The sequence below is a fragment of the Fodinicurvata halophila genome, from assembly GCF_042651425.1.
GTDB classification, from domain to species: Bacteria; Pseudomonadota; Alphaproteobacteria; order Kiloniellales; family DSM-21159; genus Fodinicurvata; species Fodinicurvata halophila.
Genome location: NZ_JBHSCW010000003.1, coordinates 558,822 through 583,699, shown reverse-complemented (window position 1 = coordinate 583,699; position 24,878 = coordinate 558,822). Strand labels below are relative to the sequence as shown.

The 24,878-nt window shown below is 58.8% G+C and carries 24 protein-coding genes and 1 tRNA gene; 7 read left to right on the top strand and 18 right to left on the bottom strand.

The window, feature by feature from the left end:
* Positions 1–8: 8 nt before the first annotated feature.
* The 10 genes from ACFOW6_RS07535 to ACFOW6_RS07490 all read right to left on the bottom strand — a co-directional run bounded on the left by ACFOW6_RS07535 (position 9) and on the right by ACFOW6_RS07490 (position 9,660).
* Positions 9–848 carry a trypsin-like serine peptidase gene (locus tag ACFOW6_RS07535; protein ID WP_382421724.1) on the bottom strand — a complete coding sequence of 280 codons (840 nt, stop codon included), beginning with the start codon at positions 846–848 and terminating at the stop codon, positions 9–11.
* A complete protein-coding gene (locus ACFOW6_RS07530; RefSeq protein ID WP_382421723.1) occupies positions 845–1,264 on the bottom strand; it encodes a DUF1499 domain-containing protein in 420 nt (139 codons plus the stop codon). Before ACFOW6_RS07530 ends, ACFOW6_RS07535 begins: the two co-directional genes overlap by 4 nt.
* Positions 1,261–2,049 (bottom strand): MBL fold metallo-hydrolase, encoded by a 789-nt coding sequence (locus ACFOW6_RS07525; RefSeq protein WP_382421722.1) that lies wholly within the window; start codon positions 2,047–2,049, stop codon positions 1,261–1,263. The genes ACFOW6_RS07530 and ACFOW6_RS07525 overlap by 4 nt, the downstream gene beginning before the upstream one ends.
* Positions 2,046–2,846: a TatD family hydrolase gene (locus tag ACFOW6_RS07520; RefSeq protein WP_382421721.1), complete on the bottom strand. Its 801-nt coding sequence runs from the start codon at positions 2,844–2,846 to the stop codon at positions 2,046–2,048. The genes ACFOW6_RS07525 and ACFOW6_RS07520 overlap by 4 nt, the downstream gene beginning before the upstream one ends.
* Before the next feature lies 1 nt (position 2,847).
* A complete protein-coding gene (gene metG, locus ACFOW6_RS07515) occupies positions 2,848–4,410 on the bottom strand; it encodes a methionine--tRNA ligase (RefSeq protein ID WP_382421720.1) in 1,563 nt (520 codons plus the stop codon).
* A 63-nt stretch (positions 4,411–4,473) separates the two neighbouring features.
* A complete protein-coding gene (locus tag ACFOW6_RS07510) occupies positions 4,474–5,613 on the bottom strand; it encodes a DNA polymerase III subunit delta' (RefSeq protein WP_382421719.1) in 1,140 nt (379 codons plus the stop codon).
* Entirely contained in the window at positions 5,610–6,251 is a 642-nt protein-coding gene (tmk, locus tag ACFOW6_RS07505; RefSeq protein WP_382421718.1) for a dTMP kinase, read from the bottom strand. Before tmk ends, ACFOW6_RS07510 begins: the two co-directional genes overlap by 4 nt.
* A 6-nt stretch (positions 6,252–6,257) precedes the next feature.
* A complete protein-coding gene (locus tag ACFOW6_RS07500) occupies positions 6,258–7,400 on the bottom strand; it encodes a D-alanyl-D-alanine carboxypeptidase family protein (protein ID WP_382421717.1) in 1,143 nt (380 codons plus the stop codon).
* An 84-nt stretch (positions 7,401–7,484) separates the two neighbouring features.
* Positions 7,485–8,426 carry a septal ring lytic transglycosylase RlpA family protein gene (locus tag ACFOW6_RS07495; protein ID WP_382421716.1) on the bottom strand — a complete coding sequence of 314 codons (942 nt, stop codon included), beginning with the start codon at positions 8,424–8,426 and terminating at the stop codon, positions 7,485–7,487.
* An 85-nt stretch (positions 8,427–8,511) separates the two neighbouring features.
* Positions 8,512–9,660 carry a lytic murein transglycosylase gene (locus ACFOW6_RS07490; RefSeq protein ID WP_382421715.1) on the bottom strand — a complete coding sequence of 383 codons (1,149 nt, stop codon included), beginning with the start codon at positions 9,658–9,660 and terminating at the stop codon, positions 8,512–8,514.
* Between the two features lie 305 nt (positions 9,661–9,965).
* On the opposite strand from ACFOW6_RS07490, the gene ACFOW6_RS07485 reads away from it, so the two are divergent.
* The 5 genes from ACFOW6_RS07485 to ACFOW6_RS07465 all read left to right on the top strand — a co-directional run bounded on the left by ACFOW6_RS07485 (position 9,966) and on the right by ACFOW6_RS07465 (position 15,037).
* Complete coding sequence (locus ACFOW6_RS07485) at positions 9,966–11,735, top strand: ATP-binding protein (RefSeq protein ID WP_382421714.1); 1,770 nt, start codon at positions 9,966–9,968, stop codon at positions 11,733–11,735.
* 71 nt (positions 11,736–11,806) lie between these two features.
* Positions 11,807–11,896 (top strand) — tRNA-Ser (locus ACFOW6_RS07480).
* A 21-nt stretch (positions 11,897–11,917) separates the two neighbouring features.
* Positions 11,918–12,973, top strand: coding sequence for a type III polyketide synthase (locus ACFOW6_RS07475; protein WP_382421713.1), 1,056 nt, complete (start codon positions 11,918–11,920; stop codon positions 12,971–12,973).
* A gap of 10 nt (positions 12,974–12,983) precedes the next feature.
* Positions 12,984–13,484 (top strand): isoprenylcysteine carboxyl methyltransferase family protein, encoded by a 501-nt coding sequence (locus ACFOW6_RS07470; protein ID WP_382421712.1) that lies wholly within the window; start codon positions 12,984–12,986, stop codon positions 13,482–13,484.
* Entirely contained in the window at positions 13,481–15,037 is a 1,557-nt protein-coding gene (locus ACFOW6_RS07465) for a DHA2 family efflux MFS transporter permease subunit (RefSeq protein ID WP_382421711.1), read from the top strand. The genes ACFOW6_RS07470 and ACFOW6_RS07465 overlap by 4 nt, the downstream gene beginning before the upstream one ends.
* A gap of 76 nt (positions 15,038–15,113) precedes the next feature.
* Here the strand turns inward: ACFOW6_RS07465 and ACFOW6_RS07460 are convergent, their stop codons facing one another.
* The 8 genes from ACFOW6_RS07460 to wecB form a co-directional block, all read right to left on the bottom strand.
* Positions 15,114–15,959 carry an SDR family NAD(P)-dependent oxidoreductase gene (locus ACFOW6_RS07460; protein WP_449267355.1) on the bottom strand — a complete coding sequence of 282 codons (846 nt, stop codon included), beginning with the start codon at positions 15,957–15,959 and terminating at the stop codon, positions 15,114–15,116.
* A gap of 32 nt (positions 15,960–15,991) precedes the next feature.
* Positions 15,992–17,071, bottom strand: coding sequence for an NAD(P)H-dependent flavin oxidoreductase (locus ACFOW6_RS07455; RefSeq protein ID WP_382421710.1), 1,080 nt, complete (start codon positions 17,069–17,071; stop codon positions 15,992–15,994).
* Positions 17,072–17,232: 161 nt separating this feature from the next.
* Positions 17,233–17,898 carry a DNA oxidative demethylase AlkB gene (gene alkB / locus ACFOW6_RS07450; protein ID WP_449267354.1) on the bottom strand — a complete coding sequence of 222 codons (666 nt, stop codon included), beginning with the start codon at positions 17,896–17,898 and terminating at the stop codon, positions 17,233–17,235.
* Entirely contained in the window at positions 17,885–18,595 is a 711-nt protein-coding gene (locus ACFOW6_RS07445; RefSeq protein WP_382421709.1) for a 2OG-Fe(II) oxygenase, read from the bottom strand. Before ACFOW6_RS07445 ends, alkB begins: the two co-directional genes overlap by 14 nt.
* Positions 18,596–18,694: 99 nt before the next feature.
* Positions 18,695–18,814, bottom strand: a complete 120-nt coding sequence (locus ACFOW6_RS07440) for a DUF2474 family protein (protein ID WP_382421708.1) — start codon at positions 18,812–18,814, stop codon at positions 18,695–18,697.
* Entirely contained in the window at positions 18,814–19,824 is a 1,011-nt protein-coding gene (gene cydB / locus ACFOW6_RS07435) for a cytochrome d ubiquinol oxidase subunit II (protein WP_382421707.1), read from the bottom strand. The genes ACFOW6_RS07440 and cydB overlap by 1 nt, the downstream gene beginning before the upstream one ends.
* A gap of 12 nt (positions 19,825–19,836) precedes the next feature.
* Positions 19,837–21,270 carry a cytochrome ubiquinol oxidase subunit I gene (locus ACFOW6_RS07430; RefSeq protein WP_382421706.1) on the bottom strand — a complete coding sequence of 478 codons (1,434 nt, stop codon included), beginning with the start codon at positions 21,268–21,270 and terminating at the stop codon, positions 19,837–19,839.
* 136 nt (positions 21,271–21,406) lie between these two features.
* Complete coding sequence (gene wecB, locus ACFOW6_RS07425; protein ID WP_382421705.1) at positions 21,407–22,567, bottom strand: non-hydrolyzing UDP-N-acetylglucosamine 2-epimerase; 1,161 nt, start codon at positions 22,565–22,567, stop codon at positions 21,407–21,409.
* 173 nt (positions 22,568–22,740) lie between these two features.
* On the opposite strand from wecB, the gene ACFOW6_RS07420 reads away from it, so the two are divergent.
* Positions 22,741–23,838 carry a mitochondrial fission ELM1 family protein gene (locus tag ACFOW6_RS07420; protein WP_382421704.1) on the top strand — a complete coding sequence of 366 codons (1,098 nt, stop codon included), beginning with the start codon at positions 22,741–22,743 and terminating at the stop codon, positions 23,836–23,838.
* Positions 23,839–23,879: 41 nt separating this feature from the next.
* On the top strand, positions 23,880–24,860 hold the full coding sequence (locus tag ACFOW6_RS07415) for a hypothetical protein (protein WP_382421703.1): 981 nt from the start codon (positions 23,880–23,882) through the stop codon (positions 24,858–24,860).
* The last annotated feature ends 18 nt before the right edge of the window (positions 24,861–24,878 follow it).

Sequence of the window (24,878 nt, the reverse complement as noted above, 5' to 3'; positions counted from 1 at the left end):
ACTAGATTTCAGGGAATCAGGTTTCGCGTGCTCAGTTGTTCACGAAAATTCACTGAGGGAACGGCGACACCATAATCCTGCGCGCCGTATGTGCGAACCGCAACGCTGACTCCGAGGATCCTGTAATCCCCATCCTGAGTTTTCAGCAACAAGGCGGAACCGGAATCCCCGCGGGTTGCGTCGCAATCATGCAGAAGAATCCGTCCACTTTCAGCTGTGCCTTCAACCGAGCAGCCGCTGTGCGCTGCGAGAAGATGGGCACGATCCTGGCTGTAACCGGCGCGCAGTATGCTGGCTCCCTCCGGGAGCTTCAGCTTTTCGCCCTCACGCGCAAACTCATGGACGGAAAGCGGCTTGAGTGGGATTTCGTTCACCAGCTCCACCAGAGCCCAGTCATTGGACAGGGCTTCGCCATTGGCTGTGCCATACTCAAAATCATCGGCGACATGGATGTTTCTGGCAATAGAATGGGCAACATAGTCGTCTCTCTTGTAGCCGGCAACAAAGTGAATCTCCTGGGCTGCAAGAGGGCGGCCGTTGCGGGAATCGTACATGCAGTGCGCTGCCGTCAGAACAAACTTCGTTGCGATCAGTGTCCCAGTGCAGAATCCTCCAGCGGTGCGATTGATGCGGCCTATGGACGACCAGGGCCAGGCGGAACTGTCGATTGGCTTCCGGTTGTCGGTTCCGAGAATGCCGGGAAGATCCTGACTGTCCTGGGCGAATGAAGGGGGCGTTAGAACCGATATGGCGGCACAGAGAAGGGCAATGCTGGAAAGCCCGATCCTTGCGCCCCCATACCATGTTTTTCGCATAATGTATATTATGGAAAATATATGCAGTATCATTCCGTTCTCTCCAGAGAGCGTGACAGGTCGCGTAGCCATCGACGTACGCGCCGCCTGTTGACCCCAAAATCATAATATCCCGTCAGAGCTCGGCTGTAGATGACGAGGCCGCTGAGCTGCGGTTGTTCATTTTGCTGAAGGCTCCAGACTTGGATCACGTCCTTGAATCCGAAGACAGGTGACCGTTGCTCGTATATGTCGGCTTCCCTTTCCGCTTGGGCCTGGTAAAGACAGCTGATCCGCGGTTGCGCGAGTACGATATTCCTGAAGCTGGTGCGCAAGGCTGCTACGGTAAGTGGATAGAGCGGCGATCGACTCCCGGCGATATCCTCCCGGACACCGTCGGGAGCAGCGACATGCCAATTGGGTGTAGCCGGCGGAGAAAGAGCCAGGACATCCGTTTGAGCTGTGCTCACTCTTCACACTCCAATGTCAGCCCATCATAGCCAGGCTGTACACCGCTCGGACACAGCGCCTTCACCCGTTCATAGTCCATAGTGTGGTTCATGTGAGTCAGGACGGCCCGCCGAGGTTTGACTTCCTCGATCCATCCGAGAGTCTTTTCCAAATGCGCATGGGTTGGATGTGGATCCAAGCGCAGGCTATCGACGATCCATAAATCAAGGTCTTTTAGGTATTCCATGGCATTATCCGGAAAATCTACGACGTCGGTCGAATAAGCCATACGCCCGATACGAAAGCCGGTTGTCTCAATATTGCCATGCGATTGGCGAATCGCTGTCAGTTCCAGACCTTCCGCCTGGAAGGTGCCGTAGTCGACTATCCGGTCGGAAAGCATCGCGGGATACAGCCGGCTATTGGTATGGGTCGACTCAAAGGCATAGGAGAACTTTCGGCTAAGTGTCTCATGCGTGTCGCGGGTCATATAGGCTGGAATGGGCTCCTTTCGGCCATAGGAGAAAGCTCTCAGGTCATCCAGCCCATGGGTATGATCGGCATGGTCGTGTGTGAAGAGAACCATGTCGATCCGCTCAATTCCCTCGCTGAGGATCTGCGAGCGCAGGTCCGGTGAGGTATCGATCAGGATGCCAGTCCCCTGCCCGGTCTCGACATGTATCGAGCAGCGGCGGCGCCGATTCTTCGGATTGTCGGGATTGCACTCGCGCCAATCCCCCCCTGGCTTTCCTGTTGCCAGAGGCACCCCTCCGGAGCCACCACAACCGAGTACACGGACCTTCATGCGGAGAGATCGGCTTGTTCTCTGGCGGCCTTACTGAAGAGGCGGTCGAAGTTTTCGCTCGTGCGCGCAGCGATTTCTTCCGGGGACACCCCCTTTATGTCCGCCAGCTTCTCCGCCGTGTGCACGACATAGGACGGCTCGTTCCGCTTGCCGCGCTTCGGGACTGGCGCCAGGAAGGGGGAATCGGTTTCGACCAAAAGGCGATCCATCGGGACGTTACGGACGGTTTCGCGAATTTCGTCAGCCTTCTTGAAGGTTATGATACCTGCCAGGGAAATATAGAAGCCGATCTCAAGGGCTGCTTCGGCCAGAGCGGGACCCGCAGTGAAACAGTGGATGACCCCCGGATAAGGCCCCGACTGATACTCTTCACGCAGGATGGCGATGGTGTCCTCATCGGCATCGCGCGCATGAACGATCAAAGGCAGGCCGCTTTCACGTGAAGCACTTATGTGAGCACGAAAGGAAACCTGCTGGGCCTGGCGCGGACTGTTTTCGTAGTAGTAATCGAGGCCGGTTTCCCCGATACCGACCACTTTCGGGTCCTGGCTCAATTCCAGAAGGCGCTCCGCATCCTCCAATCCTTCCCGGCCTGCTTCGTGCGGATGAACCCCCACAGAGCAATAGAGCTCGGGAAACCGACGTGCAATCCCCAGGACCTGGTCGAATTCGGACAGTTTCGTGCAAATCGTTACCAGTCGTTCGACGCCATTCGAACGAGCGCGTGCAACGATCTCATCCAGATCCGTGCCTTCACGTTCCAGGTAATCCAAGTGGCAGTGAGAATCTACAAGCATATCAGGAAGTTTCCTGGCTTTCTTCAGGTTCAATATAACGTGGGAATATCCCTTCAGGCTTGGGCAGAACCTCACCCGGCTGAAGACTCGCTTCAATATAGGCAAAGCTGCGCTGTTCGCCTGATACATTCAACTGATCGAGCAGACGTTCCATGGCATGGGGCATAACCGGCTGGATAATCAGGGCCAGTCTCCGCACCGTATCGGCCAGTACATAGAGCACCGTCCCCATGCGTTCGCGATCGCTCTTGCGCAATATCCATGGCGCCTGCTCATCCACATAGCGGTTGGCATCGCCAACGATCTGCCAGATGGCTTCCAGGCCGCGATGAAAGGTTTGCTGCGCGAATTCCCGACGTACGGACTCCAAGACGCCAGCGGCCTTGTCCAGCAGGATACGGTCTGCCGAATGGTACTCGGCCGGTGCCGGTACGGTTGCATCGCAATTCTTGTAGATCATCGAGAGTACGCGCTGCGCGAGGTTCCCAAGGTCGTTCGCCAGATCACCATTGATGCGTGCCACCATGGATTCATGACTGATATAGCCGTCCGATCCAAAGGGCACTTCCCGAAGAAGATAGTAACGCACCTGGTCAAGACCGTAGTTTTCGACCAAATCCTGCGGGCGCAGGACGTTGCCGAGCGACTTTGACATCTTCTCACCGCGATTCATCAGCCAGCCATGGGCATAGACCCGACGCGGAAGAGGCAGATTCGCCGCCATCAGAAAAGCCGGCCAGTAAACAGCATGGAAACGCAGGATATCCTTGCCGACCATGTGCACGTCTGCTGGCCAGAACGTGCTGAAATTTTCGCTGTCCGTGTTCGGATAACCGACGGCGGTGATATAGTTGGTCAGGGCATCCAGCCAGACATAGACCACATGGTCGGGATCATCCGGAACCGGAATCCCCCAATTGAAGGTGGTTCGGCTAACGGACAGGTCCCGCAGCCCTCCCCTCACAAAGGAGATCACTTCGTTTCGTCGGCCTTCCGGCCCGATGAAGTCCGGATTCTCCTCGTAGAACTTCAGCAGGGGCTCCTGCCAGCGTGACAGGCGGAAGAAGTAGGACGGCTCTTCCAGCCATTCCGCTTCCGCACCGGACGGCGCGATCATCCGACCTTCTTCGTCACGGCTCAGTTCGTCCTCGTTGTAGAAGGCTTCGTCCCGCACCGCGTACCAGCCTGCATAACTGCCCAGGTAGATGTCCCCGGACTCTGTCAGTGCCTTCCAGATCGCCTGTACGGCCTTCTTGTGCCGCGCTTCGGTTGTCCGGATGAAATCATCGTTGGAATAGTTCATCTGGCGAGCGAGGGCCCGGAAATTCTCGCTGACCTCGTCGGTGAACTTCTGTGGCTCCATGCCGGCTTTATGCGCGGATTTCTCGACCTTCTGGCCGTGTTCGTCGGTTCCCGTCAGGAAGTGCACACGGCGGCCATCCAGACGCATGAATCGCGCCAGCACGTCACAGGCCAACGTGGTATAGGCATGCCCAATATGGGGCACGTCATTCACATAATAGATCGGTGTTGTGACGTAGTAGCGATTCTGATCACGCGTCATTGCTTTATGTCGACTCCCGACTGGCGATTTACCTGAGAATACGAGGATCCGGAGAGGCAGGCTTCAGCCTGACATTCCCTGCAGGCGCCCGAAAGCCGTGATGAAGGCCTGCTTGCGATCCAGACTCGCACGCTCGGTTTGCTGAAAGAGCTGGGTGAGGTTTTCCCATAGCCTCATCCAGTCCGCAAGTTCACGTCGTGGTGCAAGGCGGCGCATGATCTCGTTCTCTCCCGCCAGAATTTCCTCCGGCGCGCCATTTACGGCACGCATCCGAATAAGCCGCCCCAACCACCAGAGAATCAGATCACTCATCGTGCGAAACAGGCTGCCCTGGCTGTCCCGGGCCAGGATGTCGCCAATCTGGTGCAGCGTCTCGGTGTCGACCTGAGGCAATTGACTCATCATCCCGACCAATTGCCGATAGAGATCCAGCCCTCCTGCCTCGTAGAGGTCAAGAGCCCGGCCGATGCTCCCTTCCGAAAGCCGAGCCAGCGCTGCTCTGTTGTCCTGATCCAGTTCCGGCAGATGAGCTTCCAGAAGCTGCTCCACGATTTCGGTATTCAGAGGCGGAAGAGCCAGGTGCCGACAACGAGAGCGTACTGTGGGCAGAAGACGTCCCGGATTGTGGCTGACCAGAACAAGCAGCGTCTTTTCCGGAGGTTCCTCCAGGATCTTGAGAAGGGCGTTGGCTGCCTGCTGGGTCAGCTCGTCAACCGGGTCTATGATCCCTGCGCGCCAGCTTCCGTTGGAGGCCGTCATGTGCAGGAAGGATGTCAGCTGACGCACGTCCTCCACCGGGATTTCCCGCTTCAGGCGACCTTCCTTGTCGGCCTTGCGTTCCAGAACTCGAAGATCGGGAAAGCTGCCGGATGCGACCTGTTGAAATACCCTGTGTTCAGGAGAAATCTCAAGACTGGCCGCGTCTTCCAGGGGAACAGTCGGCAGTTCTTCGCCGAAGAGACCTGCCGTTTCCGGCACTCCACCCAAGTCATTGGCAAAGATATGCCGAACCACCCGATAGGCCAATGTAGCCTTGCCGATACCCCTCGGTCCCGTCACGAGCCAGGCATGCGGCATACGCTGCGCCTGAATGGCGCGCCGGAAGATGTCTTCCGCGTCCCGCTGCCCGAGAAGGCCGGCGGTTTCGCGCGGGTGGGGGACGGACTCAACCTCGTCGTCCGTTTTATCGTTCTTGCGGGTCATTCCTGAACCGACAGTCCGAACATGTCACTGACAGCGCGAAGCATTGTCCGAGTGACCAACTCGGCGGGCTGGGCCCCGTCCAGTATGGTGATCCGGGCGGGATTCTGTTGTGCCCTCTCCAGAAAGCCTTGTCGCACGCGTTCATGAAAGGCCGTGTCCATGCTCTCGAAGCGTATCTCATGGCCCTTTCGCGCGCGAGCACGCCTCAGCCCATCCTCAACAGGCAGGTCGATCAGCAAGGTCAGATCCGGTTGGAAGTCTCCCAACGTAAAGGCATGCAGCTGATCCAGTTCCTTCAAAGACAGGCCGTGTCCATACCCCTGATAGGCGTAGGTGGAATCACTGAAACGGTCACAGACGACCCAGCTGTCGTTGGAAAGTGCGGGCCAGACAAGGCTTCGCAGATGATCCCTGCGCGCCGCCAGGACCAGAAGAGCTTCAGTTTCGGCATCCCAACGCCCGCTGGCTCCTTCGACGATCAGTCGTCGAATTTCCTCGGCTCCTTCACTGCCGCCGGGTTCGCGCGTTCGCAGGACCGACAGGTGTTGGCTTTCGAGATAGCGGCAGAGCGCTTCGATCTGCGTGGTCTTACCGGCCCCTTCCCCGCCTTCGATTGTTATGAAGCGCCCCTGCTCCATCAAATCTCACGGGGACCCGAAAGCCAGGTATTTTCCGGCTGCGAAGAGACGGCCGAACAGCCCTGCCTGTTCGACGGACTTTCCGGCCACAAGCTGGATTTCCTGCTCCGGCATGTCGGGTGCCGAGAGGATCAGGGTCCCTATGGACTGCCCTTCCTGGATCGGAGCCGGCACAGGCCCGTCATAGACAATACGAGCATTGAGTTCATCTCGGGCTGCATGTGGCAAGGTGACAACGAGATCCTTTTGCGTGACCAGAGGAACCGTGTCCTCGGCCCCCAACCAGACTGTGGCCTCGTCGATGGGCTCGCCCTGCTGAGCCAGGTTGAAATTCTCGAATTCACGGAAGCCCCAGGACAGCAGCCGGTCGGCTTCTTCGGCACGCTGGTTAACGCTGTCGAGGCCGGTAACAACCATGATCAAGCGCTGTCCATTCTGTACTGCGGAGGCTGTCAGACCGTAGCCGGCTTCCTCGGTATGGCCGGTCTTGAGGCCGTCCGCTCCAATATTCCGGTAGAGTAGCGGGTTGCGATTTCCCTGGCGTATATCGTTCCAGGTGAATTCCGTTTCCGAATAAATCTCGTAATATTCGGGAAAGTCCTCGATTACCCGGCGAGCCAAGGTGGCCAGATCGCGCGCGGACATGCGGTGATCAGGATCAGGCCATCCGGTTGCGTTGGTGAACGTGCTGTTCTGCAGGCCGATCTCTCGCCCTTTTTCGGTCATCTCGCGGGCAAAGGCCTGTTCACTCCCGGAAATCCCTTCGGCCAGGACGATACAGGCATCGTTGCCAGATTGAACGATCACTCCGCGCAGAAGATTCGCTACGGAGACTTCCTCGCCAACTTCCACGAACATCTTGGAACCGCCCTTGCGCCAGGCCTTTTCACTGACGGGCAATTTGTCGTCCAACGAGAGTCGTCCCTCGTCCAGACGATCGAAGACCATGTAGCTGGTCATGATCTTGCTCATGGAGGCCGGAGGCATGGGTTTGTTGGCATTCTTCTCGAAGAGAACGCTCCCGGTTTCGAAATCGACCAGTATGGCCTCGCGTGCTGCTGTCTCAAAAGCCTGGGCAAGGGGCACGAGACACAAGATCGAAAGCAATGTTCCAAACAGTATGGCGATAGACCGGGGCAACAAACGCATCAGTTCTCCCTCTTCGGCTGGAAGCAAGGTTTCAGGTTTCCTGTTTCCAGGCAGGCTATAACCAAAACGGGCCGGAAATATGACTTACTGAACGACAACATGAGACTGTTTGTAGCCACTGGAGATCAGATTCTCCAGCAAACCGTCCGCATCATTCACGGATGCCACTGGACCGAGCTGCACACGGTAGAACTCCCGCCCATCGACCGAAGCCGGTGCAATACGGACATCTCCGTGGGTGGAAAGGCGGTCCGCCAAACGCGTGGCGTTTGAATACTGCGTGAAAGAACCGGCCTGGATATAGAGATCGCTGGAGCCAATCGACTGTTGGGAAACAACCCCGTCAGGCTCCGGCAACTCTTCCTTTTGCTGCGAGTCCTCCATTAGGCGTTCCGTGCTGACAGAGGATACCGGTGCAGCCGCTACTTGCTGTTTCACCGGCTCGACATCTTCCGGGCGATACACGGCCTCCTGGACCTTGGGTTCGGAAACGGCCTTGCCCTGGGCTGCGGCAGCCAGTTGTCGGCTTTCGGTCTCCAGAACGGTCACGCGTACCTTTGCGGTCCCCTCTTTCTCGAACCCAAGCAATTGGGCGCCGCGTTTGGAGATATCGATGATCCGGTTGTTCGAGAAGGGACCGCGGTCGTTGATGCGCAGCTTCAACGAGCGGCCGTTCTCCAGGTTTGTCACACGTACCATGCTGGGCAGAGGCAGGGTCGGATGTGCTGCCGTCAGGTCGTGTTGGTCATAGGTTTCCCCGTTCGCGGTCCTTTTGCCATGGAAGCCCGGTCCATACCAGGAAGCGATGCCCGTCTCGTCGTACCGGTAGTCGACGACAGGATGATACCAGACTCCGCTGACCTGATAGGGTTGCCCGATCTTGTAGGTGCCGATCTGGCCGGAACCACCGTTGTCGCGAACCGACTTGGCGGTATGAGCTGCCAACTGGACTTCAGAACAGCCTGCAACCACCAGTCCCATGACTGCGAGGAGCAGCATGGAAAGGATTAAGCGTATAGACGGCATCTTACATATTCCCCCGATATCCGGCCCTCTTGTCGAGAGGGAAAACCAAGCAGTCCTTCCATCCAGATATATCCCATACTCCTGGTTAATTCTGATCGCGAATATGCTGCAACAGCTTCATGCTCGGAAAGGCGTCTGCAGGAATGCCGCGGCTTTCCTGATATTCCCGTATGGCACTGCGGGTCATGGGCCCAACACGTCCGTCTGCAGGTCCTGCGTCAAAGCCCAGGCGCCCGAGCCGTGTCTGCATCTCCTCAACCTGGTCCACACTGAGACGAATATCCTCTTCCGGTGCCGAAACCGTCAACTCGGGGCCGCCAACCAGTCGGTCGGCCAGATGGCCGACTGCAATGGCATAGAAAATAGAGCGGTTCCACTGCAGGATGCGGGTGTAGTTGTGATAGACGAGAAAGGCGGGCCCCTCATGCCCAGCCGGCAGTAGAACGGCCGCCTCGCGATCGTCCGAAGGCAGCGTTGCCCCATCGGCCCCGCGTATGCCGAGGGTCTTCCACTCGTCGATCGTCTTGCGTGTTTCCGGCATCGTTTCGATGGAAACCAGGTTCCAGTCGAAGTCAGCGGGAAGGCGAACTTCCTGCCCCCAGGTCTCGTCTCCGCGCCAGCCAATGGAGCTGAGGAAATTGGCGGCGGAGGCAAAGACATCGGGCATGCTGCCCCAGATGTCGCGGCGGCCGTCCCCGTCGGCATCGGTCGCGTAGGCTGTGAAGGTGGAGGGCATGAACTGAAGATGCCCCATGGCCCCGGCCCAGGAGCCTTCCATGCGCTCCGGACTGATGTCTCTGGAATCCAGGATGTGCAGGGCGTGCATCAGCTCCTCCCGAAAGAAGGCACTGCGCCGCTCGTCATAGGCCAGCGTCGCCAGTGCGGAAATTACGGGAAAACTGCCAAACGTCGCGCCATAGTTGGTTTCCAGCCCCCAGAAGGCGACGAGAAAGCGCGGCTGTACGCCGTAACGTTGCTCCACATCCTGCAGGAGGGGTCGATGGCGCTGGAGCAGCCGGCGCCCTTCCTCAATCCGTTGGTCGCTTACGGCATTGGACATGTAACGCCAGAAACTCAGCGTGAATTCCGGCTGGCTGCGGTCCAGTTCTATGACGCGCTCAAGCGGTGTGACGCGATCAAAGGCGCGATCGAACGTCTGTGCCGAAATTCCCTCTCTCAAGGCGTCTTCCCTCAACTCCGCAACCCAGCGCTCAAAGGACAGATCCCTCTGCATTCCGCCGGACGATCCTGAGGGGGTGGACTGTGAGGCATCAGTATTGGAGGTAGGCCGGGACGACTCACTGTCCACGGCGGACGCACTGCAGCCTCCGCCCGCTAGCGCCAGAAAGGACAGCAGTAGAAGCGGTCGCAACCGCGGAAGGATATAGCTCATGAACCCCTGCCATTTGAGAGTACTGCTATTTATTGCCATGAAAGCCGGATTCCTGGCAACGCTGCATTCACGAGGAAGCGCGGTTTATCCGCAGGGCACTGCGGGTTTGGTAAGAAATGGTAAGTTTTTTGCGATAAATTGCGGGCATGGGAATCACGAATCACAGCAAGCGTAGTCTGTTCTGGCTTGCCGCAACTCTTTTGTTTGTTGTGGGCACCAGCCTGTCGATCCTGATCGCCTGGCGTGTCGAGGAGAGCATGGAGGCGCAATTGCATACCCGTGCCGATCGGGAGGCGTCAAAGCTTGTGGCGCTGGTCGACCTGACCCTGATCCAGGCAGAAGGGTTCCTGCGTGCCTCTTCCTCCCTCTTCACTGCCTCTGACGAAGTTACCATGGCCGAGTTCGCGCGCCTGGAACACAGCCTGCGCGCCGGGGAGTTGGCCTATGGTTTCGATAACCTGGCCTTTGCTGAGATCGTGACGCTGAATGAGCGTGAAGCGCTCGAGGAGAAATTCGGGTTCGAGCTCATGTCGTTTCTCAATCCCTCGCATACAGCACCGAGAAGGCGACAACATGCCGTCATCACGATGACAACCGGCATTCCGAGCATCTTCCTGCGCGGTACGGATATCGCCAGCCAGAGCGATGTCGGAAGTGCCATCTTCCAGGCATTCGATGCACCGGGAGAAATTGTCATGAGCCGCGCGTTCCGTCATGCAGAACGTTGGTGGGGTGTCATGGCAGTGGCCGTTACGAATAGCGATGACGAAGGTGTCCTGGTTGGCCTCCTGGATCTCTCCCGGCTGTTTCAAACGCTCGATAGAACAACTCCCGACGGATTGGAATTGAGACTGGAGCAACGCCTGGATGCCCAGGAGTCCCATGTGCGGAACAGTCTTGTCCTTGGACGTGAGGAGCCTCCACCTAAAGCCTTGCGAACTTTCGATTACGGTCTGGTTCATGGACAGGCAAGTCTGCGATTCCATTGGGACCTCCTCCCCGCCTTCGATGAAGAGCACCGTGAGGAACTTGGCCTGATGATTGCGGGCGCCGGCACACTGTTGAGTTTGCTGCTTTCGCTGCTGATCGGGCTGCTGCTGCAGCAGAACATGGTGATTCGAGAGCGCGTGACGGAACGGACCTCGGAACTGGCACGAGCACGTGATACCGCCGAGCGTGCCAACCGTAGCAAGACGGAGTTCCTGGCGGCCATGAGCCATGAACTGCGTACGCCGCTGAATGCCATTATAGGCTTTTCCGAACTGTTGCGTGACGAGATGTTCGGTTCGCTGGGAAATCAGCGCTATCGGGACTATGCCTCGGACATTAATGAAAGCGGCCAGCACCTCCTGGCCCTGATCAACGATGTGCTGGATGTAGCCAAGGCGGAATCCGGCAAGATTGAACTCGCCACGCAGCAGGTTGACCTGGAGAGACTGCTCCGGTCCGTGGTGCGCCTGATGTCCGACCGCGCCAAGAATGCTGAACTGACTCTCTCCTGTGACATCGAAGAAGCACTGCCGCAGATACAGGGGGACCTCCTGCGGCTCAGGCAGGTCATTCTGAATCTCCTCTCCAATGCCATAAAGTTCACTGGGCCGGGAGGGCATGTCGAAGTGGGAGCGAGACGAGAGCCTGACGGTAGTATATGCCTTTATGTAATGGATAATGGCGTTGGCATGGATCCGGAGGAGGTCGAGGATGCGCTTTCTCCCTTTACCCAGTTGGACAGCTCTCTCAGCCGGAAATTCGAGGGAACCGGACTCGGCCTGCCTCTAACCCGGAAACTGGTGGAGCTTCACGGCGGACGACTGGAGGTGGAGACGGCACTGAACAAGGGAACAACAGTCAGTGTGATTCTGCCGTCAGTGCGCTCTATCCCGGTAGAAGATCGTCAGGTTGCAGGGAAGAAGTAACTGAAATTTGCCCGGCGGCCTGCCTCGATGCCCTTGCTGAGCGCCGGTCAGCTGCTTAGAAAGAAGGGATCGGAGGGGTGGCAGAGTGGTCGATTGCACCGGTCTTGAAAACCGGCAGGGGTTAACGCCCCTCGTGGGTTCGAATCCCACCCCCTCCGCCATTTCTGCGGGGTCCATTCGGAATGATCGATATCGCCCTTAAAGGGCTTGGTACCGCCCTGCCCCAACACAGATTGTTGCAATCTGACGCCTTTACTCTGGCGCGCGACATGTTCCAAAACCGCTTTCCAGACTTCGATCGTCTTGCATCTGTGTTTACGAATGCGGGGATCGAAAGCCGGCCGATCGCGATGCCGCTCGACTGGTATCTCGAGCCGCGTGGGTGGGATGAGCGAAATGCGGCCTATGTCGAAGTTGCAAGTCAGCTCTTCGCTCAGGCGGCGTGCAACGCCTTGGTCGCAGCTGGCATCAAGGCTGCCGATGTTGATGCCATTATCACGGTGAGTTCGACGGGAATTTCCACTCCGACGCTCGAGGCGCGCGTTGCTTCCGAGCTCGGATTCAGGCCAGACGTCCTTCGCGTGCCTGTATTCGGATTGGGTTGCGCGGGTGGCCTTAGCGGTCTGGCGCTCGGCGTTCAATTGGCCCGGGCCAATCCGGGCGCCTACATTCTGGTCGTGGCTGTGGAACTCTGCACGCTGTCGTTCCGCAAGGACACCCTGACCAAGGCCAACATTGTCGCCACGGCCCTTTTTGCCGATGGCGCGGCCGCTGTAGTACTCACTGCGGCGCGGGCGTGCGATCGCTACATCGTGGGGACAGGCTGTCAGCATACATGGCCTGCGACGCTTCCCATCATGGGCTGGGACGTCGCCAGCGATGGGCTCGAGGTTGTCTTCGATCGTGATATCCCGTCGTTTATACGCAGCCAAATTTCTCATGTAGTAGACAGTTTTCTGGAACGCCTGTCTCTGACACGTGAGGACATCGCTCGCTTCAGCTTCCACCCCGGTGGGACGAAAGTGCTGGAGGCGCTTGAGGCTACGCTTAACATCAAGCCTCGTTCGCTCGATTTAGAGCGCGACGTGCTTCGCGACCATGGGAATATGTCGGCGCCAACTGTCTTGTTCGTCCTCGATCGTCTGTTGGCAAACTCTCCGACTGACGGCATCAACCTGATGTCGGCCCTGGGGCCCGGGTTCAGTGCTGTTGCCGTCCCTATCACCGTCCGGTCCTGAGACCCCGACCATGCCCCTTGCCACTCTCGTTCTGGCCGCTGTCACACTCCAGCGCCTTGCTGAACTCGCGCTATCCAATCACAATACAGCTCGCCTGCTCGCACATGGCGGCGTCGAGAAGTCACCCCGCCATTATCCGGTAATCGTTATTCTGCATGCCGCCTGGCTGGCGCTGTTGTGGGTCGTGGCTGCCAGCGCGACCGTCGATCTGTCGTGGCTGGCTGTGTTTGGTGTGCTGCAGGGACTGCGGGTGTGGGTTATCTCGACTCTCGGTAAGCGCTGGACAACCCGGATTATCGTTGTCCCAGGGGAGACACGGGTGCGTCGTGGCCCCTATCGCTATGTCGACCATCCCAACTACTTGATTGTGGTGGTCGAGTTCATCGCTTTACCGATGGCGCTTGGCCAGCCTCTGGTCGCAATCGTCTTTACCGTTCTTAATGCTGCAGTGCTGTGGGTTCGCATTCGCGCCGAGGAGCTTGCACTGGATGAAGCAGAGCCGCACCGATGAGCAGTTCGCCTACGCCAACAGAAAGTGCCGCTCCGCCTGCCAGCTTGGCCGTATGGATCTGTTTTCTTGCCATGTGCCTAGGCATGTTCATGGCAATTCTCGATATACAGATCGTAGTGACGTCGCTGCCAGCGATAGCCCAGGCACTCGATATCCCAGAAAATCAGATGAGCTGGGTGCAGACAGCCTATCTCATTGCCGAGGTCATCGCCATCCCGTTGACCGGGTTGCTTACGCGTGCCTTGTCGCTCAGGGGATTGTTCCTGATCGCACTCTCGACATTCACGGCAGCCTCGACTGCCTGTGCGTTCGCAACGGGTTTCGAGGGTCTGGTGGCTGCACGCATCGTGCAGGGCTTCGCAGGCGGCTGCCTGATTCCGCTGGTATTCTCCTCTGTCTTTCTGATGTTTCCAAAATCCAGTCAGGGAGCAGCGACCACGATCGCCGGCGCCATGGCGGTTCTGGCACCGACTCTTGGACCGACAATTGGTGGCTACATTACCGAGACTTACAGCTGGATGTGGCTGTTCCTCGTGAACGTTGGGCCTGGTGTGCTTGCGGTGGTGATGGTCGCGGTCCTGGCACCACGCGAGCGCGGCGGTTGGGGTGTGTTGCGGCGGATCGACTGGATTGCCGTTGGCTGCCTCGCCATTGGGCTGACGGCTCTTGAAATCGCACTGAAGGAAGGGCCGCAACAGGGTTGGATGACGGCTCCAGCACTACCGCTTGCAGTCATCTTCCTGCTCGCGAGCGTCGGGTTCCTGGCACGATCACTGCGCCATGGCGAGCCCATCGTTGATTTGCGATTGTTTGGTGAGCGAAACTTTGCGGCGGCGAGTGTGATCAGCTTCCTGTTCGGGATCGGGTTGTTTTCGACTGTCTATCTGATGGCGATGTTTCTTGGCCTTGTACGGAATCATGATCCGCTGGCGATCGGGTTGGTGATGCTGGTGACAGGTGTCGCACAGCTCATCGCCGCTCCAGCCGTTGTCCAGCTCGAACTGCGGATCGACGCGCGGCTTTTAACCGCGGCTGGCCTCGCGATCTTTTCGGCAGGGCTCGCCATGAGCGGTTGGCAAACGCCCGCAACGGATTATGAAGAGATGTTCTGGCCGCAGGTCGTACGTGGCATTGGCATCATGTTGTGCCTCATACCGCCAACACGGCTGGCTCTGGGCAAACTTGACACGGCTCGCGTGCCCGATGGCAGCGCCCTGTTCAATCTCATGCGTAATCTCGGTGGTGCCATCGGCATCGCGATGACGGACACAATTTTATGGCAGCGCGCGCCACACCATGCCGATGCATTCGAACGCAAGCTAATGGTGGGTGACGCCGAGGCGGCAAAATTCGTTGGCTTGCCGCTCAATCTCCTTCCGCCCTCGGGCGCGGCGCCATCGGCGCAAGACATTGCATTGGCCCAGCCCCTCGTGAAAGCTGCCGCTCTTACGCTGGCGACCAACGAGGCGTGGCTGATGCTGGCTGGAGTGATAGCGGCGGGCCTGCTGGTGCTGCTTTCGGCGCAACGGGTTGACAGTAATAGACGATGGTGACGAAGGTATGGCGCAGTTAATATAGGGGCATACTTCTCTGCTACCTTGCTGACAGGGTACCCGGAAGTCACCGACCTCAGAGACTGTCCACGACACCGCCATCCACACGCAGCGAGGCGCCAGTGGTGGCAGACGCCTGTTGGGAACAGGTGTAGATGATCATGTTGGCGACCTCTTCCACTGTTGACGGCCGCTGAATGATCGAGGACGGCCGGTCGGCCATGACGAAGTCCCGGCCGACTTCCTCCAGCGTCTTGCCGGTCTGCTCAACCTCGTCCTTCAGCATCGCCACCACCCCTTCCGAAAGTGTCGGTCCCGGCAGTACGGAATTAACGGTGACGCCCGTGCCCGCCATACGCTTTGCCAGACCACGCGCGATCGAGGTGACCGCAGTCTTGGTGAAGCCGTAGTGGATCATCTCCGTCGGGATGTTGAAGGCGGATTCCGACGATACAAACACGACACGGCCCCACCCCGCTTTTTCCATACCGGGCAAATAAGCACGCGAAAGGCGCACCCCGGACATGACGTTCACTTCGAAGAAGCGGGTCCATTCGCTGTCCGGCGTCTCGAAGAAATCCTGCGGCTCGAAGATGCCGAGGTTGTTGACGAGAATGTCGCACGCCGGGTGCGCCGCCACCAACGCCTCGCATGTTTCTGCCGTTCCAAGATCGCCCGCAAAGCCGGTTATGTCGGCGCTTGGCGCCTCTGCTTTCACGGAGGCGATGGCGGCATCGACATCTGCCTGCTGGCGACCGTTGACCACGACCGCTGCCCCCGATGCCGCCAGCCCCTTTGCCGAAGCAAGACCAATCCCCTTCGTCGATCCGGTAACGATAGCTTTCTTGCCTGTTAGATCAATTCTCATGGCACTCTCCTTTTCCGGTGACAGGGCACGCAGCAATAGCGTCAAATGCCCCAAGGATTCGCCGTTTTTCCCTGAATAACAACAGCTTAGAGAAAAATTTCCGTGGCCTGCTTCCACAGTTCGTGGGCAAGCTCCTCTGCAGGCCGGGCTTGGCTCAGGCGCGCCGATTGTCCGGCCCAGGCCTGCAGGCGGGAGAGGTCGTTGTTCTTCGCGGCCTCACTGCGCATGGCCTGGGTCAGGCTGCGCTGGATGGGATAAGGGGCTGGCTCCGGCGCCTCCGGTGCATGGGCAGCCTGCAGGTAATCATTGATCAGACTGCGTCCGGCCCGGCCCGAAAAGGCGCGCGTGAGGCGTGTGCCCTCGGGATCGGCCTGGCCGATCCCTTCGCTCCAGGCTGTCGGCAGTGCGGCTTCGGGGGTGCGCAGAAAGCCCGTGCCGATCTGCACGGCCGAAGCGCCGAGGATGAGTGCGGCGGCAATGCCCCGTGCATCTGCGATGCCGCCCGTCGCGACCACCGGACGCTCCACGGCATCAACCACCGCCGGCAGCAGCGCGAAGAGCCCGACGCTCGCTGATTCCGCAGTTTCGGCCTTGAATGCACCACGATGCCCCCCGGCTTCCATGCCCTGCGCCACAATGACGTCTGCGCCGGCCTCTTCCGCCGCGCGGGCTTCCGCCACGGTGGTCACCGTCGCAAACCAGCGAATTCCTTGATCTTTCATGCGACGAACATAGTCGGGAGGGTAAAGCCCCATAATGGAGGAGATGATGGGCGGCCCAACGTCCAGCATCGCCTCGCATTGCGCGTCAAAATCCGGGGCAGCAGCATCGGCTGCCTCCGCTCCGACTTCCGGCCCCCACTCGGAGAGAAAACGGCCGAGAGCTACCTCCCGATCCCTGTCCCGTGAAGGCGCAGGATCGGGGACCCAGAGATTCATCTGAAACCCGCCATTGCTCTTGGCACGAACATCGCGCGCCCAGCTGCGGATGGCGTCCGGCTGCATCAGCAGTGCCCCGCAGGCTCCAAGTCCACCGGCGTTGGCGACGGCCGCGGAGAGCGCCGGCGGACAGGCCCCGGCCATGGGCGCCAGCAGGATCGGGATGCGCAAGCCATGACCGGAACAGAAAGCTTCTGCGCGCGCGACAGGGTGATGTGCGTTTGCCAAGACTCCACCTCATATAAAAAAAGAAAGAGCAGGTCAGCATCTTATTCCGATTCCATGTTAAATCACTGCATGAATTGGACGTATGGAGCCGTTTCACGGCGTCGCCGGTTCAGAACAAGGCCCTGGCATCCCTAGTCATGCCTGAGGTCAGGGAGAATGGCCTACCTCGCCTTGCGGAAGGTCAGGTTGATGCGCCGGTCTCCGACCAGGGGATGGCGCCCCTCCTCCAGTGGCTGGATGCCATGGTGATTGAGGCGTGACGGACCACCCCAGACAAGTGCGTCACCATGGGTGAGCAGGATCTTCTGTGTCCGGTCACTGCGCTTTGGTCCACCGAAGAGAAATGTCGCGGGCAATCCTAGGGAAAAGGAAACAATGGGGGCAGAGAAATCCTGCTCGTCCCGGTCCTGGTGCAGGGTCAGGCGCGCACCGGGTCTGTACTGATTTATGAGGCAGGAGTCCGGCTCGAAACCGGGATACCCGGCATGCTCCGCAGCTGAGCGGGCAAGTCGTCGAAAGAGAGGGGGCATGGCCGGCCAGGTCTTGCCGCTTTCCGGATCCCGGTCTTCGTAACGATAGCCGTTTCGGTCGGTTAGCCAGCCGTAGCGACCGCAATTGGTCATTTCGACCGACATTTGCCGGCCACCGGGCGTGCTCATCCGGCGGAACGGTGCCTGTTTCGTGACCCGCTCGAGCGCGGCTAGTATGTCCTGCGTTTCCGAGGCCGCAAATCCTCTAAACAGAACCGCGCCAGGCGCGAAGCTGAAGGGCTCATCCTCCGCATTGAAGAGTCCGGGCAGAAGGGGGGAGCTGTCAGAGGGCATCATGAAAGATGATCCCTAGTATACTGCGCTGTCCCGAGCGGACCTTGCTGACTCCATGTCGCAGCTTCACGCGGTAGGGACCACGCTTGCCCTGCACAGGCCTGTGATTCACGGCGAAGACGACTGCATCGCCCTGCCCCAGCGGCACGACGGAGGCCCGACTCTGCATACGGGGGCGCTGCTCCGTTATGACGAACTCGCCTCCGGTGAAGTCCTCTCCCGGAACCGAGAGCAGAACGGCCACCTGCAGGGGAAAGACATGCTCGCCGTAAAGATCCTGATGCAGGCAGTTGTAGTCGCCGGCTTCGTAGTGCAGCAGTAACGGAGTCGGCCGAGTTTGGCCGGCTGTGTGGCAACGGTCCAGGTAGCGGCCGTGCGTGTCCGGGAAGTTTCCAGCGAGTCCCAGCCGATCGTTCCAGCTGCTCGCAAGTCCCGCAAGGGGCGGATAGAGCGACTCTCGCAGGTCCTGCACGAGCGGCGGCAGTGGATAGTCAAAATAGCTGTATTCCCCCTGCCCGAAGCCGTGCCGGGCCATGACGATACGGCTGCGGAAGCGTTCACGCTCCGCGTACAGGCCAGCAAGCGTCCTGCAGTCTTCAGGGGAGACCAGTGTGGGCAGGATCGACCAGCCTTGGGCGTCGATTTCCTCCAGAAGACCTGCCCAGTGATCCCAAGTCTCCGGATCTGTCGTCATCTCCATTGCGCTTGTTCACCCGCGTCTCGCTCCATGCCACGAAACTGCCGACACATGCGAAAGCCGTCACTCCGGATCTTGCGATGGCTGCCTGCAGTCCGGCTGTTAGAGTCCCAGTCCCCATCGGATCAGATAGGCGATGGCGGCGAGGACAAGAACCCCAGCACTCCAGAGAGCGACAAACCAGAGCAGGCGCTTCCAGAGCGGTCCCCCCTGCCCGGTCATCAGTGATACCCTTCCTCCGGATCCACCTTGCCTCGGAAGACCCAATAGGCATAGGCCGTATAGGCTAGGATAATGGGCAACAGGATAACCGCGCCGACCAGCAGGAAGGCCAGGCTGCTGTCCGGTGCAGCAGCCTCCCAGATCGTGATGGACCGGGGAACAATGTAGGGGAAAAGGCTGATGCCCAGACCGATATAGCTCAGAACAAAGAACCCCAGGGAGAAAAGGAAAGGCGCTATGTCCTTCCGCCTGCGAATGCTCCAGAAGATTCCGAGAGTGAAGACTGCGATCAGGAGGGGCACGGGTGAGACGAAGACGATATTCGGCCAGCTGAACCAGCGATCCGCGATATCCTTGTCGAACACAGGTGTCCAGATGCTGACCACGCAGATAAGTGCGACCACGACCACGGTCAGGCCGGGAACGGCACGTCTGAACGTGTTCTGCAGATAACCGCTGGTCTTCATCACCAGCCAGGTTGCGCCCAACAGGGTATAACCGCAGATCAGCGCCACGCCCGTGAGGAGCGTGAAGGGCGTGACCCAGTCGAACCAACCTCCCGCATAGGCACGGTCGACAACGGCAAACTCCTGTATGAAGGAGCCGAGGGCCAGCCCTTGGCAGAACGCCGCCAGCGTCGAGCCCAGGGCAAAGCCGTAGTCCCAGCCCAGTTTGTTCTTGGCCTTGAAACGGAATTCGAAGGCCACCCCCCGAAAGATCAGACCGATCAGCATGGCAATGATCGGCGCGTAAAGCGCCGGCATCAGGACCGAATAGGCCAAGGGAAAGGCTGCAAAGAGCCCGCCGCCGCCAAGCACCAGCCAGGTCTCGTTGCCGTCCCAGACCGGGGCGACGGAGTTCATCATGATGTCCCGGTTCTGCTCGCCCTTGATGAAGGGAAAGAGGATTCCGACACCCAGATCGAAGCCGTCCAGAATAACATAGGCCAACACCGCGATGGCCAGGAGCATGGCCCAGATAAACGGAAGGTCGAATGCGAACTCGAACATGACCCTGCTCCCCTATTCCTTGTACTCGGGCTGAGGTACCGACTGGCTGTGCTTTTGCTGTAACGCAGGCCCGGGCATAAGGCCGGCCGTACGCGTGAAGTCTTCTGGAGCCTGGGTTTCCGGTTCTTCCGGTGTGGGGGATTTCCCCATCTGCTTCAGCATGTAATAGACCCCGGCCCCGAAAATAATCGCATAGGCAACGATGAAGGCCAGCAGGGAGATCGCGACCCCGGGAGCTCCGATGGGTGACACGGATTCACTGGTGCGCAACAAGCCGTAAACGGTATAGGGCTGCCGTCCGATCTCGGTGACAAACCAGCCAGCTAAAACGGCTACGATACCCGAGGGCCCCATGAGCATAACCCAGCGATGAAATCCGGGCGCCTGATACAGCCTGTGCCGCCAGCGCAGATAGAGGCTGGCGAGACCTGTTCCGATCATCAGGAAACCGATTCCCACCATGACCCGGAAACTCCAGAAAACAACCGGCACGTTCGGCCAGTCCTCGCGAGACCAGTTGTCGAGACCGGGAACTTCACCATCCCAGCTGTGAGTCAGGATCAAGCTGCCGAGGCGTGGAATTTCCAGGCTGTAATCCACTTCCCCCGCCTCGCTGTCGGGCAGGCCAAAGAGAATGAGCGGCATTCCCCGGCCGGTCTCGTAGTGCCCCTCCATTGCAGCGACCTTGGCCGGCTGATGCTCCAGGGTGTTGAGGCCATGAAAATCCCCGACCACCGCCTGTATGGGGGCCACGATCGCGGCCATCCACATGGCCATGGAGAACATGATCCGCGCGGCTTCGTTGCCGCGTTCGCGCAGGAGGTGATAGGCGCCCACCGCGCCCACGACGAAGGCCGTGGTCAGATAGGCCGCAAGCACCATGTGCACGAGCCGGTAGGGAAAGGAGGGATTGAAGACAATGGCCCACCAGTCGTCGGGCACGAACTGGCCGGCCGCGTTGAAGGCATAGCCTGCGGGGGTTTGCATCCAGCTGTTCACGGACAGGATCCAGAACGCCGAGATGACCGTACCGACCGCGACCATCAGTGTGGCGAAGTAGTGCAGCCCTTTGCCGACCCGGTTCATGCCGAACAGCATGACCCCCAGAAAACCGGCCTCCAGGAAAAAGGCCGTCAGGACTTCATAGCCCATCAGGGGGCCGAGTATGGGGCCTGTCTTGTCGGAAAAGACGCTCCAGTTGGTGCCGAACTGATAGCTCATGACCACACCGGAAACCACGCCCATTCCGAAGGTTACGGCGAATATCTTGATCCAGTACTTGAACAGCCGAAGGTAGACCTCCCGACCGGTCCAGAGCCACAGTCCTTCAAGAACAGCCAGGTAACTGGCCAAGCCGATCGAAAGAGCCGGGAAGATGATATGGAAAGCGATCGTGAAGCCGAATTGGATCCGCGCAAGCAGCAAAGCGTCCAAGTTTTCCAGCATAAGGCCAGGCTCCTTGCAACCGACTTGTCTGTTCCCGTCAAAGGGGATTGTACACGCTTGCTTGCCTGTTTGAAGTGACAGTGATGGTCCTGCGACAAAGCGCACGGCCTGCGGGCATTCTGAGCAATGAGAGCGGTCAGGATATGAAAGCGGGAGACAGGCTGGCTCGGATCAGATGAGCAATGCGCGGTGCAGCCTGGCCGTCGCCGTATGGATTGGTTGCCTGCGCCATGGTCTGGTAGTGGGATGGCTGTTCGAGCAAACGGGTGACTTCGGAGAGAATGCGCGCTGGCCTGTTGCCCACCAGACGCACCGTACCGGCCTCAACCGCTTCCCGACGTTCCGTACTCTCCCGAAGCACGAGGACCGGCTTGCCGAATGCCGGAGCCTCTTCCTGCACCCCTCCACTGTCGGTCAGTACGATTTGCGCGCGGCTCATGGCATAGACGAAGCTGGTGTAGGACAAGGGAGGGCAAAGGCGAATATTTTTCCTCTTCTTCAGCGTCTCCCCCAGACTTGCCCGAACTGCGGGGTTCAGGTGCAATGGAAACAGGAGCACAAGTTCGGGATAGCGTGTGGCAATGTCATTCAGGGCATGGCCGAGATTGCGAAAGCCTTCTCCGATATTCTCACGCCGATGGCCCGTAACCAGAATGAAAGGTCGGCTGTCAGCCTGTCCCAAGTGACGTTGCAGTTCTTCTTCCAATTCATACTGTTCGACGGGATTTCTTTCCCAGCGATTCTGCAATTGCTTAAGGGAATCGATCACCGGGTTTCCGGTAACGTGGATCCTCTCTGCGCTTATCCCTTCGCGCAATAACGCCTGTCGATTGTCTGACGTGGGGGCAAAATGCAGATGACTGATGCGCGAAATCATCTGGCGATTGGCCTCTTCCGGAAAAGGAGCTGCAAGGTTCCCGGTTCGCAGGCCGGCCTCCACATGAGAGACCGGGATGCGTCGGTGGAAACCGGCCATGGCTCCGGCCAGGGTCGCATTGGTGTCCCCCTGCACGACAATGTGGTCGGGGGCTTCGCCCTGCAGGATGGCTTCCAAGCCTTCCAGCGTCCGGCTGAGTGTCATCGTCGAGTTCTGGTTTTCCCGCATGACGTCCAGGTCGTGATCCGGATGAATTCCGAACAGTTCGAGTACGGGAAGCAGCATTTCTCGGTGCTGGCCCGTGGAACAGACGCGGGTTCTGAGCCCTTTCCAGGCGCTCGCTTTCAGGGCAGTAATCACAGGCGCGAGCTTGATCGCCTCCGGCCTGGTTCCCAGAACGACAAGAACAACTTTCTTCATGAGCCCCCGGCTTTTATGTTCTTGCGCCTGCCGAGGGCCCTGAGGCTCCTGATCAGACGTGGAATCTTTTCGCCTATGCAAATGTTAGTTTAATAAAGTTTTCGGCAAATGATAGTCAAAAAGCATAAGCCGTTTCACTGGCTGGTGGTACGGTGCTTGGAGGGCAAGAAGACATGACCGCGGTTTCCTCACATCCAGGAACCGCTCCCAGGGTCTGGCTGGTGATCGGGGACAAACTTGGGGACAATGCCCAGGTCGAGGTGGTTGCCGAAGCCTTGGGATGGCCCGTGGAACGGCGAAATCTGCGCTTCCGGCAGCGCTACATATATGGCAAGCCACGTTTTCGGCCTTCACTTTACCATATCGACGAACGGAACTCTGATGCTCTCGAGCCGCCCTGGCCCGATTTGGTCCTGACCATCGGGCGTCGGCCTTCCATGGCTGCGCTGTGGATCAAGCGCCAATCCGGTGGGCGGACGAAACTCGTAATTATCGGACGGCCCAAGAAGTATATCGACGAGTTTGACCTGGTGATCGGCACACCCCAATACCGCCTGCCGCAACGAGACAATATCGTGAACATGGATCTGCCCCTGATGCGGGCGGACTCCCAACGTTTGGAGAGCGAGGGCGAGGACTGGCGCGACGTCATGGAGACGCTTCCCCGTCCCATTACTGCAGTTCTGGTGGGTGGGCAGACACGTCCCTTCCGCTTCGATACGGCCGCAGCCGAGGACCTGCTTCACAGGGTCACGCAAACCCCGGGAACCGCGGAGGGCACCCTCTATATCACGACCAGCCGGCGAACCCCCGAAAAGGTGGTCCGGATGCTTGAATCGTCACTGCCCGGTAACGCCAGGTTCTTTCGCTGGGAAAGCGGACGGAGCGACAACCCCTATTACGGTTTGCTGGCCTGGGCTGATCGCTTCGTGGTAACCGGGGACAGCATTTCCATGATGGTCGAAGTGGCCCGCTTGGGGCGCCCCCTTGCAATTTATCCCCTGCCCTACAGACGCAGTCCCGTGGTGACCTTCTACGAGAGGATGACCGGCCTGTTGCACGGCAACACCTCCTGGCGCTGGTTGGGTGAGTTCCTGAGCGATCACGGGCTGATTGGATACCCACGACGGCTGACAGATCTCCACGACCGGCTCGTCACCCAAGGGCGTGCCGTGATTCTTGGAGCACCTTTCATTGCCCCTCCTTCCCTGGTTGACAGGGACCTGGAGCAGGCCGCTCATGCGATACGCGGCCTGTTCACAGAGACCTGAGCCCCTGTCCCGTACGCTGCTCGGCTGCTGGCGGGTTTTCTTTGCTGTGGACAAGTGCATTTGCTATCCAGCCTTCAGGGAAAGAAGGGAAAAGAGCCGTGTCCGCAAAAGCCTGCGTTTTCATTCATACAAATCCCAAGCAGATGATGGGAGCCTTGGTCTCCCAGTATTCTCTCAAGCGCAATTCGAAAAATCCGGACGCCTTTGATGTGCGGATAATCTCCACCGAGGACTTCCCTTTCCTGGCGCGCAAGGAAGGCCAGCCATTCCTGCGCAACGGCGGCTCCAGGGTCTGGCACATGGATGACCTGCAGTCCTTTACGCCATTGCGGTTCACGCCTCCCGAACTGATGGGATATGAAGGACGAGCCGTCGTGATCGATCCGGACATTTTCGCCGTTGGCGACATCAACGAACTGTTTGATCGCGACATGCAAGGCAAGGCAATCTTCTGCCGATCGCGCTCAGGCAAGCGCCCGAGCGAGACCGAGTGCATGGCGACCAGCGTAATGCTTCTGGACTGCGCGAAACTGGAGCATTGGAAAGTCGAGACACAGTTTCAGCAGCTTTTCGACTATGAGATGGATTATGCCGACTGGATCTGCCTGCACAAGGAAGACCGGGAGATGATCGGCATTCTCGAGAATTGCTGGAACGACCTGGACCATCTTGATGAGAACACGAAGCTGCTGCACAACACCAAACGCCAAACGCAGCCGTGGAAAACCGGACTACCGGTAGATTTCATCTCGGCCAATCGCCGTTTCAGGTTCTGGAAGCCAAAAAGCTGGCTGCAGTCCCTGCGCACGAGGGTCCTCGGTTTGTCCCCGTACCACGGCCAGTACCGCCGACACCCCGATCCCAAGCAGGAAGCCTTTTTCTTTACTCTTCTGGCGGAATGCTTCGACAAAGGCATCGTTACCAAGGCGCGTCTGGAAGAGGAAATGGCATCCAATCACATCCGTCACGACGCCCTGGAGATGATCGCGCGCTATCGTCCTGCTGTTTCCACCGCATCGTGACCCTTCCGGTTCCAACCT